The organism is Paenarthrobacter sp. A20 (assembly GCF_024168825.1).
Taxonomy (GTDB): Bacteria; Actinomycetota; Actinomycetes; order Actinomycetales; family Micrococcaceae; genus Arthrobacter.
Window position 1 is genome coordinate 791,912 of the sequence record NZ_JALJWH010000001.1, and the last position, 17,149, is coordinate 809,060.

Genomic DNA, 17,149 nt, shown 5'->3' on the forward strand with positions numbered 1-17,149 from the left:
CGCTTCAACTCAGGCCGTGTGTGCTGTCACCAGCGCATCCGGCGTACTTTGGACGACACCCGCTGCTGTTTCCACAGGCAGTCCGTTCCGGATCCAATATTCGATGCCGCCGATCATTTCCTTGACGGCGTACCCGAGTTCAGCGAAGGCCAGCGCGGCAAACGTGCTGCCGTTGCACCCCGGGCCCCAGGAATACACCACCACCTGTGAATCAGCCGGGACGAGATCAGCGGCCAGCACAGCAATCCGGGCCGTTGGAATATGTACCGATCCGGGAATATGTCCGTGGTCCCACGAAGACCGACGGCGGGTGTCCACCACAACCAATGAACCGGGCTCGGACTCAGCCACTTCCATGACGTCGATTTCGCACCGTAGCTTGGCGCGGAAGTATTCAGATGCAGTAATACTCATGCGAGCTTCGCCAGCTTCGCGGATGCCCGGCGCGAACCGAGCTTGGCGGAAATCCGGAGGCTTGTCTCCGCAGCCATCGGCCCGACCTCGCGGACACGCTTAGCGGTCATACGCGACGACAACGAAGATACGGACAGGGCTGCCACTACGTGATCGTCGTGGCCAAAGATCGGCGCGGCGACACAGCGCACCTCCGGCTCGTTCTCCCGATCATCAATGGAATAGCCCCGCCGCCGGATGGCTTCGAAATCAGCCCGCAACAGCGCCGGATCCGTGATGGTCTTCTCTGTGAGCGGGTGGAGCTCGGAGGCGAGGATCGGCCCCACCACTTCCTCGGGACTGAAGGCGAGCATGGCCTTGCCAACAGCAGTGCAGTAGGCCGGCATGGTTGCGCCTACCCGCGACGCCATGCGCACCGTGGCCTCGTCCTCCACCTTGTCCAGGTAAACCACGTCGTGCCCGGAAAGCACCACCAAGTGGCAGGTGCTTTCCGTGGCACGCATGAGGCTCCGAAGCTCACCGTTGGCGACACTGCGCAGATCCACACGGTCAAGATAAGACTGGCCCAGGCGCAAACAGCCATGGCCCAGGCGGAACTTGCCCGTCTCGTGATCCCGTTCCAGCAGGTTCTCCTCCAGCAGTGGTGCGGCCAGGCGCAACAACGTGCTCTTGTTCAAGCCGGAGAGGCGGGCGAGCTCCACGAGCGCCAGCCCATCACCGTTGCCGGGCTCCTCTGACACGACGGAGAGCAGAGCCAACGCTTTGCGGAGTGATGCCGAGGAGTTCCGGGCATCCTTGCCTTCAATAGTCACTCAGTTCCTTACAAGCTGCTCGGCGTCGTAATCGCGCTTCCAACCCTCAACACCAGGGCGCTGCTGCCACGGCATCGGACCGGACAACGGCCGGTATTCCACGCCCATGGCATCAAGCCGTGCCACGTGGGAGCCTGTGAGTCGGGTTAGGAATTCATCGTAGTCCCGGCCTTCCGGGTTGGACCAGAACACTTCGGCGATCGCACTGAGTCGCGGGAACGCTGCGAACTGCACGCGGCGCGGTGAGTCCAGGTGCTCGGTCCAGATGTTGGCCTGGGCACCGAGCAGGCGGCCCGGGAAGTCCGTGCCTTCAAGACCAGGCAGCGGCTCGAACTCGTAGACGGCCTGAAGCGTGGTCACGAATCCAACCGGCACGGGTTCGTCGTCGCCATCCGCTTGGCGATGGTCGAGGTAAAGCTTGTGCTCGGGGCACATCACCACGTCGTAGCCGTTGCGGAGGGCGTCAATGCCGCCCTCGTATCCACGCCAGGACGCGACGAGCGCACCGTCCGGAAGGCCGCCGTCGCCGATTTCATCCCAGACGGACGTGGCGCGGCCGTGGCCCTTCACATGCAACGCCAACTGCCCCACGAACCAGCTGTGCAGACCGGAAACGTCATCCAAGCCCAGTTCTGCGGCCTTCGCCTGGGCCTTGGCGCTGGCCTGCCACTGCGTCAGGGGCACTTCGTCGCCGCCGAGGCTTATCCACGGGGAGGGGAAGATCTCCACCACCTCGTCCAGCACATTGCGGTAGAACTCAAGCGAGGTTTCGGAAATTTCCAGAACGGTCTCGTTGATGCCCCAGCGTGTCCACACCTCCACAGGCCCGTCACCCGCGCCAAGCTCCGGGTAGGCCGCGATGGCCGCCTGGCTGTGGCCTGGAACGTCGACCTCGGGGATGACGGTGATGTGCCGTTCAGCGGCGAAGCCCACAATCTCGCGAAGGTCTTCCTGCGTGTAGAAACCACCGTGCGGGCGGCCGTCGAAAACGCCTGCACGCCAGGAGCCAAGCGACGATTCACGTCGCCAAGCGCCCGTTTCAGTCAGCTTGGGATAGCGGTTGATCTGGATCCGCCAGCCCTGATCGTCCGTGAGGTGAAGGTGCAGCACGTTCAGCTTGTGCATCGCCATCACCTCAATGAACCGCAGCACGTTGTCCTTGGGCATGAAGTGCCGCGCGACGTCCAGCATGGTTCCGCGGTAGCCGAATCTCGGCTTGTCCTCCACAGAAACCCGCGGAACCGGCCACCCCTCAACAGACCCAACTGGAGCCTGCCGCAGCGCAGCCGCCCCCATCAACTGCAGAAGCGTCTGCGCACCGTAGAACGCACCCGCGGCACCGCCAGCAGAAATCACGACGGCGTCACTCACCTCCAAGCGGTACGCCTCGGCGTCGAGCGCTGGGTCAAGCAGGAGGCGGATGTCCGCCCCGCCGGTCGGCGCGGGAGCCAGGTCCCAACCGGTGGCTGCCCCCAAAGCCCGGGCCAACCAGCGGCGGGTACCGGCGAACGCAGGATCCGCACCCAAGGTTGCGCCGGCGTCGAGCTCCAATTCGCCGGTCCCCGCGGAGAAGGCCCACGGCGCCGGGACCAGCTGGTGAAGCGCGCTCATCCCTTCACCGCCCCAGCCAGTCCGGATACAAGCTTGCGCTGGACTGATACGAAGAAGATCAGCACGGGAATGGTCATGATGACCGAGCCGGCCATGATGGCGCCCCAATCGTTTTGGTCGGGCTTGAAGAATGTCAGCAATGCCATGGGCAGCGTCTGGTTCTCCTGGGCGGAAATGATGAAGGTCTTAGCGAACAGGAAGTCGTTCCACGTGGAAATGAACGAGAACACCGAACATGCCACCACGCCCGGCGCCACCAGGGGGAACAGGATGGAGCGGACAAACCGGAAGCTGCTGGCACCGTCCAAACGGGCGGCCTCCTCAACTTCCAGAGGAACCGCCGCCACAAATCCACGAAGCATCCAGATGGCGAACGGAATGCTGAAACCAACATGCACCAGGACCAGCGATCCCAGTTGGTTCAGGCCCACCAACGGGATGGCCTCGCCGGCGTTCCGGAGGAGGAAGAACAGCGGAATGGTCAGGGCTTCAACTGGAACCATCTGCGAGACCAGGATGATGATCAGCAGCTTGGTACGCATTTTGAAGTTGTATCGGGTCAACGCGACGGCCGCGAGGAACGCGAGGATGGTGGACAGCACCACAACCACCAACGCCACGATCACGCTGTTCAGGAAGTACTGGCCGAAGTTGTTCACACCCAGGACGCGCCCGAACGAGTCCAGCGACGGTTCAAGCGTGTACGGCGCGGCGTCACCGGCGTCGAGCGCTGTTTTCGGTTTCAGCGCGGACAGCACCATCCAGAACAGCGGGAAGGCAACGATCAGCGCGATGACAATTGCCGCGGCATCGGCGCCAAAACGGCGCTTGCCCTGCTTGCGCAGCTTCTGCGGGGCCTCAGCCTTGGCGGTTCGGCGCGGGACTGATGAAACGTCGACGGCGGTCATAGGGCTTCGCCTGTTCTCTTGAGGATCCGGAGGTAGACCAGCGTGATGACCATGAGCAGCGCCGTCATGATCACGCCCAGCGCGGAACCGAGGCCATAAAGGCTCGCTGCGAAGGCCTGCTGGTAGCCATAGACGTTGAGCACCAGGTTCTGGCCGGCAATGCCACCGCCGTTGGTCATGATGTAGATCTGCGAGAAGATCTTGAAGTTCCAAATGATCGACTGGATGGTCACCACGATCACGATGGGCCGGAGCATTGGAAGCATGATGCTGCGGGCAATCCGGGGCATGGAGGCGCCATCAATCCTCGCGGCTTCAATGACCTCGGTGGGTATCGCCTGGATGCCTGCGTACACCGTGACCAGGACGAACGGGAACGAGCACCACACCACTTCACTGGCGACGAGCCCGAATGCCGACCACTTGTCGTAGGTCCAGGAGTATCCCTCGAACTGCGTCAGCCCGATGGCCACCAGTGTCTTGTTGACCAAGCCCAAGGTGGGCTCGAACAGGAACAGCCACACCGCACTGCCCGTGACTGCCGGGGTGGCCCACGCGCCGAGCGAGACCACGAACAGCATCGAGCGGACCCACGGGCGCAGCCTGGTTGCCAGCACCGCCAGCGAGCTGCCCACCAGCAAGGTGAACACCACGCAGGCGGTGGCGAAGACCACCGTGTTGCCAAGGACAGTCCAGAACTGCGGATCGGCGAACAGCTTCTGGTAGTTCTCCAAACCGACGAAGTTCAGGGGCGCCTTGCCGCTGACCTGCGCCTGGCGGTAGTCGTACAGCGAGACGTTGATCAGCTGGAAGATCGGGTAGCCGAGCAGGGCGATCAGGACGATGAAAGCCGGGGCAAGGTAGAGCCAGGGCTCCAGTCCGCGCTTCCCGTTGGAGAAGCGCCGGGACTTGCGCGCCGCCGTCGTCGGCCCCTTAACTGGTGTGCCGCCTTGGGGCGCCTCGGGCAGAACCGGGGTGAGCGCTGTCATGATGCGCCTTCAGTTGGTGAGGGGGTGCAGCTTGGTGAGGGGGTGCAGCGCATTACTTGGACCCGAATGCCGTGTTCATGGCCGTTGCGGCCTCGGTGGTAGCGGCGTCGACGTCGGCCTTGCCCGTAACCACCTTCTGGTACATGCCCGTGAAGACACCCTGGGCGTCAATGGTGGACCAGTTTTCCGTGACCGGGACAAACTTGGTTCCGGCACCGAGGGTGTTGATGAACGGTTCAACCTGTTTGTTGTTCTCTGCCACAGACTTCTGGACATCGCTGAACGTGGGGAGGTTGCCCATGGAGTCGAACATCTTCTGCTGGTACTTCTTGCTGGCCAGGAGCTTCACGAAGTCAGCAGCCAGGGTGCGACGTTCGCTGCTGTTGAAGACGCCAAGGTTGTTGCCGCCGGCGAAGGCGGGAGCGATGGAACCAGCGGTCTTGCCGGGAACCGGAACGACGGCGAACTTGTCCTTGATGGCGCTGGCGGCAACGGCCTTGTAGTTGAAGTCACCGCCGATGGTCATGGCCGACTTGCCGGCGATGAACTGCTGGACGCTGGCATTTCCGCCGAACTCCGCGCAGGTCTGGGCGGGGCAAATATCGTCCTTGAGCAGCCGCGTGTACGCCGCGACGCCTTCGCGTGACTCGGTGGAGTCCAAACCGGAAACGAACGTGTCACCTTCCTTCGTGGCGATCTCGCCGCCGTTGGCCCACAGGTACGGCATGGCGGAGAACTGCGCAGCGCCACCAACGGAGATACCCAGCAGGTCCGGGTTTGCGGCCCGGACGGCGCGGGCGACGGTTTCTACTTCGTCCAGTGTCTTGGGAACCTCAAGGCCCAGCTGCTGCAGGAGGTCCGTGCGGTAGTAGAGGGCACGAACGCCGACGAACCACGGAACTCCGTAGTTCTTGCCGTCGATTTCGGTGGTATCCAGGATCTTCCCGTCCAGGTCCTTTGCTTCGTCCCAGGACTTGATGTCCTCGGTGACGTCGGCCAGGCCACCGGATGCCACGTAGCTGGCCAGGTCGGTGTTGCCGAACTCAGCCACATCCGGTGCGCTGGAAGGATCGTTGAACGCGGCCTTGAATCGTTCGGCACGGCTGTCTACCGGAATGTACTGAACGTCGATCTTGGCACCACTGTGTGCCGCTTCGAATTCAGTAACGGCTTCCTTGACCACTGCGGACTTGGGATCCTGGTTGACCTCGGAGAAGAGCCAGACGCGGACCGTGCCGGTCTGCTCGTCCGAACTGGAGGCTGCGTTGTTCGAGGTGGGCGGAGCGCAGGCGGTCAATGCGAGCGCTGCGATGGCTATTGCCGCGGCGGAGCGTGCGAGTTTCAAGTGTCCTCCATGGAGAAAAGTTGGGTTCCGCGGGATTTCCCCCTCCGCGGCTATGAAACCAAACACTATGAACGGGCAGGTGTGGGCGGAAGCACATTTGCCAAAAGGTTTGCATTGCAAAACAAGAATCCAGTTTTTGGGCATTTTGGTCTATACCAAGACGCATTCTCCTGCGTGCGGACGGGCATGTTTGCGGATGATGACCGCGGCAAACTCTCGCCCTTTTCGAGGCCCGGCGGTAGAGTGCGGCCTATGGCGCGGGGGAGCGTCCTGGCATTCTTGGGGGGATTTCAGTGGGAACTGTTGTCAGTGATTCAGGGCTGCATGCGTTCAGCTCTATCGGCCGGGTGTGGTCCCGGCGGGGCACCATGGTTGCAGCCGCCGGAGTAGCGGCGCTCCTGCTTGCCGGGATCCCGGCTGTTCCTGCCGAGGCGGATGTCATCACGGACACCCTTGGGGTGGGGCCAAATGGTCATGACGTGGCAGTTAACGCCCTCACGAACACTGTGTACGTGGCCACGGAGGACGGGCTGACCATCGTGAACGGCACAACGCATGCCATCACCAAGGTAAATACAGGCGGAACAGCGGACGCCGTGGCAGTCAACGAAGCCACGAACAAGATCTACGTTGGCAACAGGGTAACCAGTCCGGGCGGAAGTGTGGCTGTGGTTGATGGCGCCACGCTTGCCGTGACCATGGTCCCGGCCGGGGCGCAAACCGAAGCCATCGTAGTCAATCAAAAGACGAACAAAATCTACGTTGGTACTCGCTCCGGGCTGTACGTGATCAACGGAACGAACAACCAAACCACACAAATCACTACGAGTCCGTCGAGTGACCTCTCCATCAATCAGGCAACCAACAAGATTTACGCGTTGAGCGGCGGGGTGATGGTCATCGACGGACCCACGAACGCCGTCAGCCGCCTCGATGCCGGCCACGACGTTGCCGCGCCTGTCCACCTGGCCATCAATGCGGCCACCAACCAGGTCTATGTAGCCCTCAAGGTAAGAAACTACATGGAGCTCAATGTCATTGACGGGGCTACCCACGATGTTGGAGGGCTGTTCTCCAGCTACGACACCAGCCCCACCGAACTCACCGTCGACGAAACGCGAAACAAGGTCTATCTGGGCCGTTCGCTCGGGGGCGGACTCGGACCCGCAACGGGAATAGTGTCCATCTTCAACGGCGGAAGTGGGGGACGCGTCGATATCAGGACGGGCCTGCTTCCTTCCGAAATCGCCGTCAACCGAACCACCAACAAGCTGTATGTTTCCACGGAAAACGGCGGCACCACCGTCATCGATGCTGCCAGTTTCGCCGCGACCACCTTGAACACCGGGGGCGCGGCGGATGTGGCCATCAACGAGTCGACGAACAAGATCTACATCACGGAACCACCCGGCTCACTGAACGTCATCGACGGCAACAGCCCGACGCCTCTGAAGAATGACTTCAGCGGCGACAGGAAGACTGACCTCCTCGCCCGCGACGGGTCAGGCGTGTTGTGGCTGTACCCCGGAAACGGCACTGGCGGCTGGCTCCCCCGCGCTCAGGTGGGATCCGCCTGGAACTCCATGACCGCCGTCGTCAGCCCGGGCGACTTCAACGGTGACAAGAAACCGGACATTCTTGCCCGGGATGGTGCGGGGCATTTGTGGATGTATCCGGGGAACGGTGCGGGGAATTGGCTGCCACGGGTACACGTGGGTTCAGGCTGGGGCATCATCTCCGCAATCGTCACTCCCGGCGATTTCAATGGCGACGGAACAGCCGACATCCTCGCCCGTGATACCTCAGGGACCCTTTGGCTGTACCCCGGCAACGGGCGCGGGGACTGGCTGCCACGAACCAACCTCGGGGCCGGCTGGAATTCGCTGACGGCAATAGTCGGTTCGGGCGATTTCAACAGTGACGGCACTCCCGATGTCCTCGCCCGTGACGGCTCCGGAGTCCTCTGGTTTTATGGCGGGAACGGCTCCGGAGGCTGGCGGTGGGACCGCCAGCAAGTCGGCGAGGGATGGAACAGCATGACGGCCATCCTCGCCCCGGGGGACTTCAATGGTGACGGGCGGCCGGACATAGTTGCCCGCGACAGCACCGGCGCCCTTTTCCTCTACCCGGGTGCGAGTGGAAGCGGCTGGCTGCCCACAGTCCGGATCGGAACAGGCTGGAACGCCATGTCCGCCATCCTCTGACGCCATCGCCTGAAGATACCCCTAGGGGGTACTTGTATTCATACCCCCTTGGGGTATATGTTGGGTTCATGAGCAAGGTAGACCTGAATCACCCGAGCGCGGACGTCCCCGTCATCGAAGTGGACCTGGATGATGCCCCACAGCATGGGTACACCAGCAATAAGGACGCGTACCTGAAGCGGTTGAAACGCATTGAGGGCCAAGTCCGCGGCATTGCGCGCATGGTGGACGAGGACAAATACTGCATCGACATCCTGACCCAGGTCGCCGCTGCCACCAAGGCCTTGCATGCGGTCAGCCTTGGGCTTGTTGAGGAGCACATCGGCCACTGCGTCGTGGGTGCAGCATCCGAGCCCGATCCGGAAGCCCGCGCCCAGCAGATCGATGCCAAAGTCAAGGAGGCCACCGATGCCATCGGGCGCCTGCTGCGGTAATCCCGCCACCAACCACCACACCATCCAACCCACCACCAGGGAGCACGCCATGAGCCAGACCATCCAGACCAATGTCAACGTTTCCGGCATGACCTGCGGCCACTGCGTCTCCAGCGTCAGCGAAGAACTCGAAGCGCTCAGCGGCGTCCAGGACGTCGCTGTGGACCTCAACCCCGGCGGCCTGTCCACCGTGACCATCACATCAACCAAAGAGCTCTCGCCCTCGGAAATTGGCGAAGCCGTGGCAGAAGCCGGCTACCTGGTGGTAGCCAACCAGGCGTAGGAGTCCCCGTGAGTAGCCAGGACACTTTCAACCAGCCCGCACACCGGGTTATCGAACTCGACATCGAGGGCATGACCTGCGCCTCGTGCGTCAATCGAGTGGAACGTAAACTGGGCAAGCTCGACGGCGTAGAGGCAAGCGTGAACCTGCCCCTTGAATCAGCCCACGTGACCGTCCCTGCCACAGTGACGGACCAGCAAATCGTGGACACCGTCAACGCGACGGGCTACAAAGCGACAGTCCGCCACGCCCCGGCGCCGCACGCCCGGGAACACACTGAGCACGCGCACCACGGCAACGAGGCTCCCGAAGCAGGGCACTCTGCCCACGTTAATCACATGGATCATGGCCCCTCCGCCTCGACGCTCAGGCCCCGGCTGATGACCGCAGCGCTGTTGACCGTGCCGGTGTTCGCGATCTCGATGATTCCCGCGCTCCAGTTTGCCAACTGGGGATGGGTCGTCGGCGCCTTGGCCCTTCCCGTGGTGAGCTGGGCAGCTTGGCCGTTCCACAGGGCCGCGGCCATCAACGCGAGGCACTTCGCCTCCACTATGGACACACTCGTCTCCATCGGCGTCATCGCCGCCTACCTCTACTCGGCCTGGCAGTTGTTCGCGGATCCCCGCATGACCGAACACCCCGGCATGGAAAGCATGTCCGGAGGGGGCCTGTACTTCGAGGTCGCGGCGGTGGTCACCACCTTCCTGCTCCTTGGGCGCTACCTCGAGGCGAATGCAAAGGCCAAGGCAGGCAATGCGCTCAAGGCGCTGCTGAACCTGGGAGCCAAGGACGCAACGATTTTGTTGGACGGCGCGGAGCAGAAGATCCCCGCGGATCAGCTCCTGGTGGACGACCTCATCGTGGTTCGCCCGGGCGAGAAAATCGCAACCGATGGCGTGGTCACCGACGGTGCATCCGCCGTCGATGCCTCGCTGGTTACGGGCGAGTCAGTGCCGGTCGAGGTCGGACCGGGCAGCTTGGTAACAGGCGCTACGATCAACACGTCCGGACGCCTGCTGGTGCGTGCAACACGCGTCGGGTCCGACACGACCCTCGCCCAGATGGGTCGCTTGGTCAGTCAAGCCCAGACCGGCAAGGCCCCGATCGCCCGGCTCGCGGACAGGATCAGTTCTGTCTTCGTACCGATCGTGCTGGTTATCGCTGTGGTCACCTTCGTTCTGTGGCTGTTCTTCTCGGGCGACCTCAACGCAGCCTTCACGGCAGCAGTCGCTGTCCTGGTGATCGCGTGCCCCTGCGCTTTGGGCCTGGCCACTCCTGTCGGGCTGCTGACCGGAACGGGCCGGGGAGCCCAGCTGGGCATTCTGATCAAGGGCCCCCAGGTTCTTGAGGACACCCGCCATGTGGACACCATCCTGCTGGACAAGACAGGCACCGTGACCAGCGGCAAGCTCGCCGTGGACCACACTGTGGCACTGAACGGCCATTCTTCCGCCACCGTCCTGACATTGGCGGGTGCGGTTGAGTCCGCCTCGGAGCACCCGATCGCCCACGCGATTGCCGCTGCCGCGAAGGACGCAATGCACGACGCCGGCAGCCTGCCTCACGTTGAAGGTTTCAGTTCCGCCCCGGGCGGCGGCGTGCTCGGAACAGTGACGATGGACGGCTCCCCTAGAAGTGTGGTGGTTGGCCGTTCCGGCTGGCTCGAAGAGAACGGAATTTCCCTCGGGTCCGACCACCGGGATGCCTTGGCGGCAGAGGAAAACGGCGGCGCCACAGCGATCTGGGTTGCAGTCGACGGCCAGCCTGCCGGCATTGTGAGCCTCAGCGACACCATCAAGCCCGGCTCGGCAGCCGCAATTCAGAAGCTGAAGGACCTGGGCATCCGCCCCATCCTCTTGACCGGCGACAACGCTGCCGTGGCCGCCCAGGTGGCTGCCGCCGTCGGGATCCCACCGGAAGACGTGTTCGCCGGAGTACTCCCGGAAGGCAAAGTTGAAGCCGTCCGGAAGCTGCAGGCGTCCGGCGCCACGGTGGCCATGGCCGGTGATGGCGTCAACGACGCCGCGGCCTTGGCGCAGTCGGATCTTGGTATCGCGATGGGTTCGGGCACGGATGTTGCCATCGAGGCATCCGACCTGACGGTGATGGGCAGCGACCTTGGTCAGCTGGTGCAGGCGATCGAGCTGTCCCGCAAGACCCTGTCCACCATCAAGACCAACCTGTTCTGGGCGTTCTTCTACAACGCGATCGGTATCCCGGTGGCAGCACTCGGATTCCTGAACCCGATGGTCGCCGGCGCAGCAATGGCAGCGAGCTCGGTGCTGGTAGTCGCGAACTCGTTGAGGCTTCGGTCCTTCGGAAAGTAGGCCCGGAAAGCGAACAGGGGCCCGGGCTAGGCCGTCCCGAAACGGACGGCCGACCGGGCCTTTGCCTTGGCCGCTTCCTCGTCACGGTTCTTCGCCGGAGCGTGGCTCACCAGGGAGTCCAGGAGATGCTGCGTAATGTGGGCGATCTCGTGGACTGCCTCGGCAAAGGCTTCCTCGTTGGCTTTGGAAGGCTTGGTGGAACCGCTGATTTTGCGCACGTATTGCAGTGCTGCGGCCTCCACTTCGGCGTTCGTGGCATGCGGTTCGAAGTTATGCAGGGTCCTGATATTGCGGCACATAAACCCATGCTAACCATGGGCAGTGCTGCATGGGGAGGGGTGCCCATCGACGGGTTTGCGATTCCCGGGATAGGTTTTAGCTATTGGATCTTCCGGATGAGCCGGAGGCCGCTGGGGATGCCGAAGAGCTCGGGTCCGAACAAATGAAGGAGAATCTCATGGCTATTTGGGGTGCAGATGTTGATCAGCTTCGTCAGCTCGGTAACAAGCTGAAGGCAGGTGCCGAGAACATCGAGCAGCAGCGTTCACAGCTCAAGGGCGCACTTGACGGCACCGACTGGAAGGGTCCGGACGCTGACAAGTTCCGCGGCGAGTGGGACAGCCAGCACGCTTCCAACCTGAAGAAGGTTGCCGACGCCCTTCGCGAAGCCGGCGATCGCGCTCAGAAGAACGCTGAGCAGCAGCAGCAGGCTTCCAACTAAGACAGTTGGGAAAGGCCCCGGACGCAACAGCGTCCGGGGCCTTTCGCTTTTAAGTTCCGCCTAGTTCCGTGACGCCTTGGTGACGGAGCCCGTGGGGACGGGTTCGACGTCGTTGACGTGATCCAACGCCCGGGCAGTCCGGCGGCCGCCGCGCAATTCGTCGATGCGCACCAGGACCACACCGCCAACAATCAGAAGGCCACCCAACAACTGGATCGGCCCAGGGAGTTCACCCAAGAGCAGCCACGCCCAGACGACGGCGAAGAGCACTTCAGTCAGGGAGACGAACGACGCCACCTTGGAACCCAGGCTGCGGGCGGCCATGATTCCGGAGACGTAAGCCAGGACGGTGGCCAGGACGATGAGCCCCACGGCGGACACCCACCAAGGAGTGGTCCATGGCCCGAGGGTCGTGTCCGCGGTGCTGAACGTCATGGGCAGCAAGCCCAGCAGGCCGACCAGCCACATCACCAGCGCGCCCACCAGGAGTCCGCCCGATGCGAGCACCAGCGGCGGAAGAGTGTCATTCTCCTTGGCGGTGATGAAGAAGTAGATCACCAGGCAGACGGCGGCGGCCATGCCCCAGAGGACTCCGATGAAGTCCACTTTCACGGCGCCGGTCAGGTCGAGAACCAGCACCAGGCCGCCCAATGAAAGCAGGGCGCCCGCAGAGGTAAGGGCTCGCGGCCTGCGTCGACTGGCAATCCACAGCCACAGCACGATCATCACCGGAGCCAGGTACTCCAGCAACAGCGCGACGCCCACGGACAAACGCGCAACGGCATTGAAGTAGAAGAGCTGGCACCCTGCGACGCCAATAAGGCCGAACAGCAGGATGGTCAGCCAGTTGTCCTTGAGCTGGTGCCAACGGCCGCGGAGAACCACGACGGCGGGAATCACCAGGATCAGCGCGGCACCTGTGAGGCGCACGGCGACTGCGGCCCCGGGTGACCAGCCGGTTTCCAGCATTGACTTGGCGAACGAGCCGGACGTGCCAAAGACAGCAGAAGAAAAGAGTGCGATGCCGAGTCCTGATGCCAGGAAACCTTTTGCATCAGCCTTCGTCGTTGGAGCTGACACAGCAGCCTCCTGTCAGGAGTAAAGTGGGCTTATGGTCATGACAGTACTCCCGAATCATGTAAGGAGTCAAAGTGCTTTTTGCGCCTGACACCGAGGTTGCACTCCGCAGCGTCGTCAATTTGATCAACACGGCTGCCAACGGGGAGGAATCACTCGCCACAGCGAAGGACCTCGACGCCTTCCTGGACGCTGAAGAGTTCACGGGCTCGCGGGTCAACTCCCCTGCCGAACTGAGCAGCATCAAGCGTCTTCGCAGCGAACTGGCAGCACTCTGGAGCGCCGACGAGGACACGGCGGCCAAGTCCGTCAACACGTTGCTCGCCGACGCCAAAGCCCTTCCCCAACTCGTGAAGCATGACCATTGGGACTGGCACCTCCACGCCACCACCCCGGAAGCGCCCCTGGCTGACCGGATGGGCACCGAAGCTGCAATGGCCATCATCGACGTCATCCGCAGCAAGGAAATGGAGCGCATGCGCGTGTGCGCGGCAGATGACTGCGACGCCGTCGTGCTGGACCTCAGCCGCAACCGATCCAAGCTCTACTGCGACACCGGAAACTGCGCCAACCGAGCCCACGTCGCCGCATACCGCGCAAGGAAGGCCGCAGAAGGCGAGTAAGGCCGGGCATAATGGCGGCCATGGGGGAAACCAACCCGGCGGCACACGTCGGCCATGCCACAGCGAAGCTTGGCGTCGCATCGATGGCACAACTGGCCATCACCTATCCTTTTGTGGGCGCGGCGTGGATTGCGGCCATGCTGGCATCACCCATGATTGGCACAGCCTCAGGCGTCCTGCTCGCCATGATCCATCTTCCAATCTTTGCCATCGCCCTGGGTGTACTACTGGGCTTACCCCTGCGGCTCCATGCCCGGACCGCCCAATGGTGGATGGGAAACGGCCGCCTCTATGTCATGATCGCAGCCGCCGCGGCCGGCCTCATGATTTCCGGCTACACCCGGCGGGTCCGCCTGACAGGGGTGATTGAAGGGGTGCCCTACGACGAACTCACCCCTGACATAGGGCTGGTCCTCTGCGGCTGCTTCGTCCTCACCTTCCTGCTCGTCAACGCTTCGCTCCCGCTCCGCTGGTCTAAATAAGCAGACGGCGTCACCCTCCACCACTCTTGACATCTCGAATTGTTGGTGATGCAGATCACTTTCGTTTTGCGTCACGATCCCTGAAATGCCCCTACCTACACCTCAGGAAAGAAAAAAGCGGCAGCCCTCAGGAAGGTCTGATCCGCCCGGGTATCAGGGAAAAGGAACTTCATGCGGAAGCAGTTGGGGCACATGCGTGCTCATGTTCGAGGCAGGTTGGGTGAGAGGGCAGGGCATTCGGTGTTCGCCCTCATGGCCTCCGTGCTTCTGGTCCTGGTCGGAATGACGGCCTACGGAGTAGTCGGATCGCCAGCTACCGTATCCGCAGCCCCGGGTTCACCCGGCGTCACGCAACCGGGCATCCAAATCTACAGCGAAGACTTCTCGAACCAGAGCGCTGCCACGGCCCCGGTCCCTCTTGGCATCTACACGGGCGGTGCTGCGGCGCAGACTGAGCGCTACACCGCTGGCGCTGCCTGGTCTCCAGGTTCAGGGGCCTGCAACGGCTGGATCCTCAGGCAAGGGACTCCGGTGCCCGCTAACGGCGGTGGCATCTCCAACAACGATCAATGCCTGCGAAACGGGGCGTTTACCCATCTCGGCAACATGGCCTTCGCCATGGGCAAATACCAGGGCATGACCGACGCGCAGGCCCGGCAAAACCAGATCCTTAGCGAATACACCAACGACCCCAGCTCAAACCAAGCCGCCGGCCTGCAGCTCCAGACCACCAAGAACAGCATCCCGACCATCGCCGGCCATTACTACGCCGTCTCGGGCATCTTCGGTGAGGCGAACTGCTTCTCCAACCATGCGAGCCAGGAATTCGCCATCCTGGTCAACGGAGTAGCCAACGTTGTTGGCACCAGCCTGGACCCTTGCGCGGACGCCAGCCGCCAAGTCATCGTGGTTGACAACACCAACTTCAGCGTGGCCAAGCTCCAGTCCGCAGCCATCCAGGTCCCACTGACCGGAACGACGCCCACGCTCGGCATCCGCGTCCGTAACCTGACTGCGACCGGCACCGGCAACGACGTCGGTTTCGACCTTCCCCAGCTGGTGGACGTCACGCCCCAGTTGGACAAAGCGTTCTCCCCCGCTTCGATCTTCCAGGGCCAGAACACAACGCTCACCTACACGGTCACCAACACTTCTGACCTGATGGCCAAAAACGGGTGGCACTTTGTCGACAATCTCCCCGCCGGCCTGACCGCCAGTGGCCCCCTCGGTGGAACCTGCGTTCGCACAGCGGGTACCGTATCGGCCGGGACCGTTGATGTCACCGGAAACCTCGCTCAAGGCAGCGCTTCCTGCACCATCACAGTGACGGTCACCAGCAACACCCCCGGCGTCTACAACAACTCCGGATGTGTGGCCAATACCGGCGCAGCAATCCCGGATTGCGTCAACAACTTCCCCACCATCACCGGCTTGTACTCTCCCGGCACGGCACCGTTGACCGTTCGCCCGCTTGTGGACCTGTCCATCACCAAGGACGACAACCTGGACTCGTACACCCCGGGCCAATCCATCACCTACACGGTGGTTGTCCACAACGACGGACCAAGCGATGCCGTCAACGCGACGTTCACTGACCCCCTGCCCGCTTCCATCCAGGGCGCTACGTGGACGTGTGCCGTCACGGCACCGGGAACAGCAACGCTGTCCCCTACCGGCCCCACAGCCTGCAACGCGCCCAGCGGCTCAGGCAGCGTCTCCGGCACAGTCCGGATCAACACCGGTGGAACGCTGACTTACACCATCACTGGAACCGTCGCTCCGAATACCTCCGGAACGATCTCCAACACAGCCACCATCGTGCCTGCAGCTGAGACCGCCGTGCCCAACATGCCTGGCGGCGGACCGATCCCGATTCCAGGATCAACCACCATGGTTCCCACCGTGGACCCTGCCTGCCCGCCGGCCCCCGGCATCGGTTGTTCCGCAACTGTCACCACACCCGATGTTCCAGGGTGGACCATCACCAAGACCGCCACAGTGGATGGGGTTGCCTCCAACGGCCAGACCGTCAAGCCGGGCGACACCATCACCTACACCGTGACGGCCTCCAGCAACCGCGGCCAGATCGACGGCATCGTCCTGACTGATGACCTGTCCGACGTCTTGGATCAGGCAGCGTTCGTCCCCGGCTCCGCCGTCCTGACAATCGGTACCGCTACCCCCATCCCGGTGGCCGGGCCTGTGGCACCGTCAACCACGCTGACAACCCCTGCCTTTAGCCTCAGCACCGGCCAGACGGCCACGCTCAGCTACGAGGTCACCGTCAATGAGGGTGCCTGGAGTGCCCAGCTGGTCAACGTCGTCACCGGCGAAGGCAGCGTCGCACCCCTGCGCTGCGCAGCCAACACCACCCCACTGGCGCCAGAGTGCGCAACCACGCACCTGACACCAGCCAAGATCCTCATCGAAAAGGTTGGCGAATCGTCCGACTCCACGTGGGTTCCCATGGCTGGCTCCACCTGGGCCATCCACAACGATGCCAGCGGCGCACCGGGGGCTGTTATCAGCAGCTACACGGTCTCCCCCATCACGTCGCAAACCGGCCAGTTCCAGCTCGAAGGCATCGATCCGGGCGTTTACTGGCTCGAAGAAACCACTGCTCCGGAAGGCTTCAACCTGCTGGCTGAGGCCGTGCAGTTCACCATCGCACCCAATGGCGCTGTGACACTCGGCCAAGGAAGCGGCGCAGGCGTCGTCACCGCCAGCGACGACGATGCCAACGGAATCTTCCTGGTAACGGTTCGCGACGTCCCGGCACTGAAACTTCCGGAATCCGGCGGCGTCGGCTGGTGGCCGTTCACCGCGGGCGGAGCAGCACTGCTTCTGACCGCGCTGATCCTGGCCCGTAGCACCATGCGCAGCACACGAAGCCACCTGCCTGCCTAACCCATTAGCCCC

Annotated in this window: 16 protein-coding genes; 8 read left to right on the forward strand and 8 right to left on the reverse strand. The window is 62.9% G+C overall.

Annotated features, from left to right (window positions below; translation table 11 throughout):
* Window positions 1-9: 9 nt before the first annotated feature.
* The 6 genes from J3D46_RS03790 to J3D46_RS03815 are packed head-to-tail and all read right to left on the reverse strand — an operon-like array spanning window position 10 to window position 6,079.
* Window positions 10-414: a rhodanese-like domain-containing protein gene (locus tag J3D46_RS03790; protein ID WP_231342205.1), complete on the reverse strand. Its 405-nt coding sequence runs from the start codon at window positions 412-414 to the stop codon at window positions 10-12.
* Window positions 411-1,226, reverse strand: a complete 816-nt coding sequence (locus J3D46_RS25065; protein ID WP_231342206.1) for an IclR family transcriptional regulator — start codon at window positions 1,224-1,226, stop codon at window positions 411-413. Before J3D46_RS25065 ends, J3D46_RS03790 begins: the two co-directional genes overlap by 4 nt.
* Window positions 1,227-2,837 carry a beta-N-acetylhexosaminidase gene (locus J3D46_RS03800; protein ID WP_231342207.1) on the reverse strand — a complete coding sequence of 537 codons (1,611 nt, stop codon included), beginning with the start codon at window positions 2,835-2,837 and terminating at the stop codon, window positions 1,227-1,229.
* Window positions 2,834-3,745: a carbohydrate ABC transporter permease gene (locus J3D46_RS03805; RefSeq protein WP_231342208.1), complete on the reverse strand. Its 912-nt coding sequence runs from the start codon at window positions 3,743-3,745 to the stop codon at window positions 2,834-2,836. The genes J3D46_RS03800 and J3D46_RS03805 overlap by 4 nt, the downstream gene beginning before the upstream one ends.
* Window positions 3,742-4,734, reverse strand: coding sequence for a carbohydrate ABC transporter permease (locus J3D46_RS03810; protein ID WP_231342211.1), 993 nt, complete (start codon window positions 4,732-4,734; stop codon window positions 3,742-3,744). The genes J3D46_RS03805 and J3D46_RS03810 overlap by 4 nt, the downstream gene beginning before the upstream one ends.
* A gap of 52 nt (window positions 4,735-4,786) precedes the next feature.
* The gene (locus J3D46_RS03815) at window positions 4,787-6,079 is read right to left on the reverse strand and encodes an extracellular solute-binding protein (RefSeq protein ID WP_253465142.1); all 1,293 of its coding nucleotides are present in this window, start codon (window positions 6,077-6,079) and stop codon (window positions 4,787-4,789) included.
* A gap of 293 nt (window positions 6,080-6,372) precedes the next feature.
* On the opposite strand from J3D46_RS03815, the gene J3D46_RS03820 reads away from it, so the two are divergent.
* From J3D46_RS03820 to J3D46_RS03835, 4 genes are all read left to right on the forward strand, one after another.
* Window positions 6,373-8,283, forward strand: a complete 1,911-nt coding sequence (locus J3D46_RS03820; RefSeq protein ID WP_253465145.1) for an FG-GAP-like repeat-containing protein — start codon at window positions 6,373-6,375, stop codon at window positions 8,281-8,283.
* A 68-nt stretch (window positions 8,284-8,351) separates the two neighbouring features.
* Window positions 8,352-8,717: a metal-sensitive transcriptional regulator gene (locus J3D46_RS03825; protein ID WP_231342224.1), complete on the forward strand. Its 366-nt coding sequence runs from the start codon at window positions 8,352-8,354 to the stop codon at window positions 8,715-8,717.
* A gap of 49 nt (window positions 8,718-8,766) precedes the next feature.
* Window positions 8,767-9,000, forward strand: a complete 234-nt coding sequence (locus tag J3D46_RS03830) for a heavy-metal-associated domain-containing protein (protein WP_231342226.1) — start codon at window positions 8,767-8,769, stop codon at window positions 8,998-9,000.
* Between the two features lie 8 nt (window positions 9,001-9,008).
* Complete coding sequence (locus J3D46_RS03835; RefSeq protein WP_308292016.1) at window positions 9,009-11,327, forward strand: heavy metal translocating P-type ATPase; 2,319 nt, start codon at window positions 9,009-9,011, stop codon at window positions 11,325-11,327.
* A 26-nt stretch (window positions 11,328-11,353) separates the two neighbouring features.
* On the opposite strand, the gene J3D46_RS03840 is transcribed toward J3D46_RS03835, so the two are convergent.
* Window positions 11,354-11,626, reverse strand: a complete 273-nt coding sequence (locus J3D46_RS03840) for a DUF2277 domain-containing protein (RefSeq protein WP_231342225.1) — start codon at window positions 11,624-11,626, stop codon at window positions 11,354-11,356.
* Between the two features lie 158 nt (window positions 11,627-11,784).
* Between J3D46_RS03840 and J3D46_RS03845 the strand changes: the two genes are divergently transcribed.
* Window positions 11,785-12,048: a WXG100 family type VII secretion target gene (locus J3D46_RS03845; protein WP_011776688.1), complete on the forward strand. Its 264-nt coding sequence runs from the start codon at window positions 11,785-11,787 to the stop codon at window positions 12,046-12,048.
* Between the two features lie 60 nt (window positions 12,049-12,108).
* On the opposite strand, the gene J3D46_RS03850 is transcribed toward J3D46_RS03845, so the two are convergent.
* Complete coding sequence (locus J3D46_RS03850; RefSeq protein WP_231342549.1) at window positions 12,109-13,128, reverse strand: DMT family transporter; 1,020 nt, start codon at window positions 13,126-13,128, stop codon at window positions 12,109-12,111.
* 71 nt (window positions 13,129-13,199) lie between these two features.
* On the opposite strand from J3D46_RS03850, the gene J3D46_RS03855 reads away from it, so the two are divergent.
* The 3 genes from J3D46_RS03855 to J3D46_RS03865 all read left to right on the forward strand — a co-directional run bounded on the left by J3D46_RS03855 (window position 13,200) and on the right by J3D46_RS03865 (window position 17,137).
* Complete coding sequence (locus tag J3D46_RS03855) at window positions 13,200-13,748, forward strand: CGNR zinc finger domain-containing protein (RefSeq protein WP_253465148.1); 549 nt, start codon at window positions 13,200-13,202, stop codon at window positions 13,746-13,748.
* 20 nt (window positions 13,749-13,768) lie between these two features.
* Complete coding sequence (locus J3D46_RS03860; protein WP_253465151.1) at window positions 13,769-14,230, forward strand: hypothetical protein; 462 nt, start codon at window positions 13,769-13,771, stop codon at window positions 14,228-14,230.
* Window positions 14,231-14,401: 171 nt separating this feature from the next.
* The gene (locus J3D46_RS03865; RefSeq protein WP_253465154.1) at window positions 14,402-17,137 is read left to right on the forward strand and encodes a SpaA isopeptide-forming pilin-related protein; all 2,736 of its coding nucleotides are present in this window, start codon (window positions 14,402-14,404) and stop codon (window positions 17,135-17,137) included.
* The last annotated feature ends 12 nt before the right edge of the window (window positions 17,138-17,149 follow it).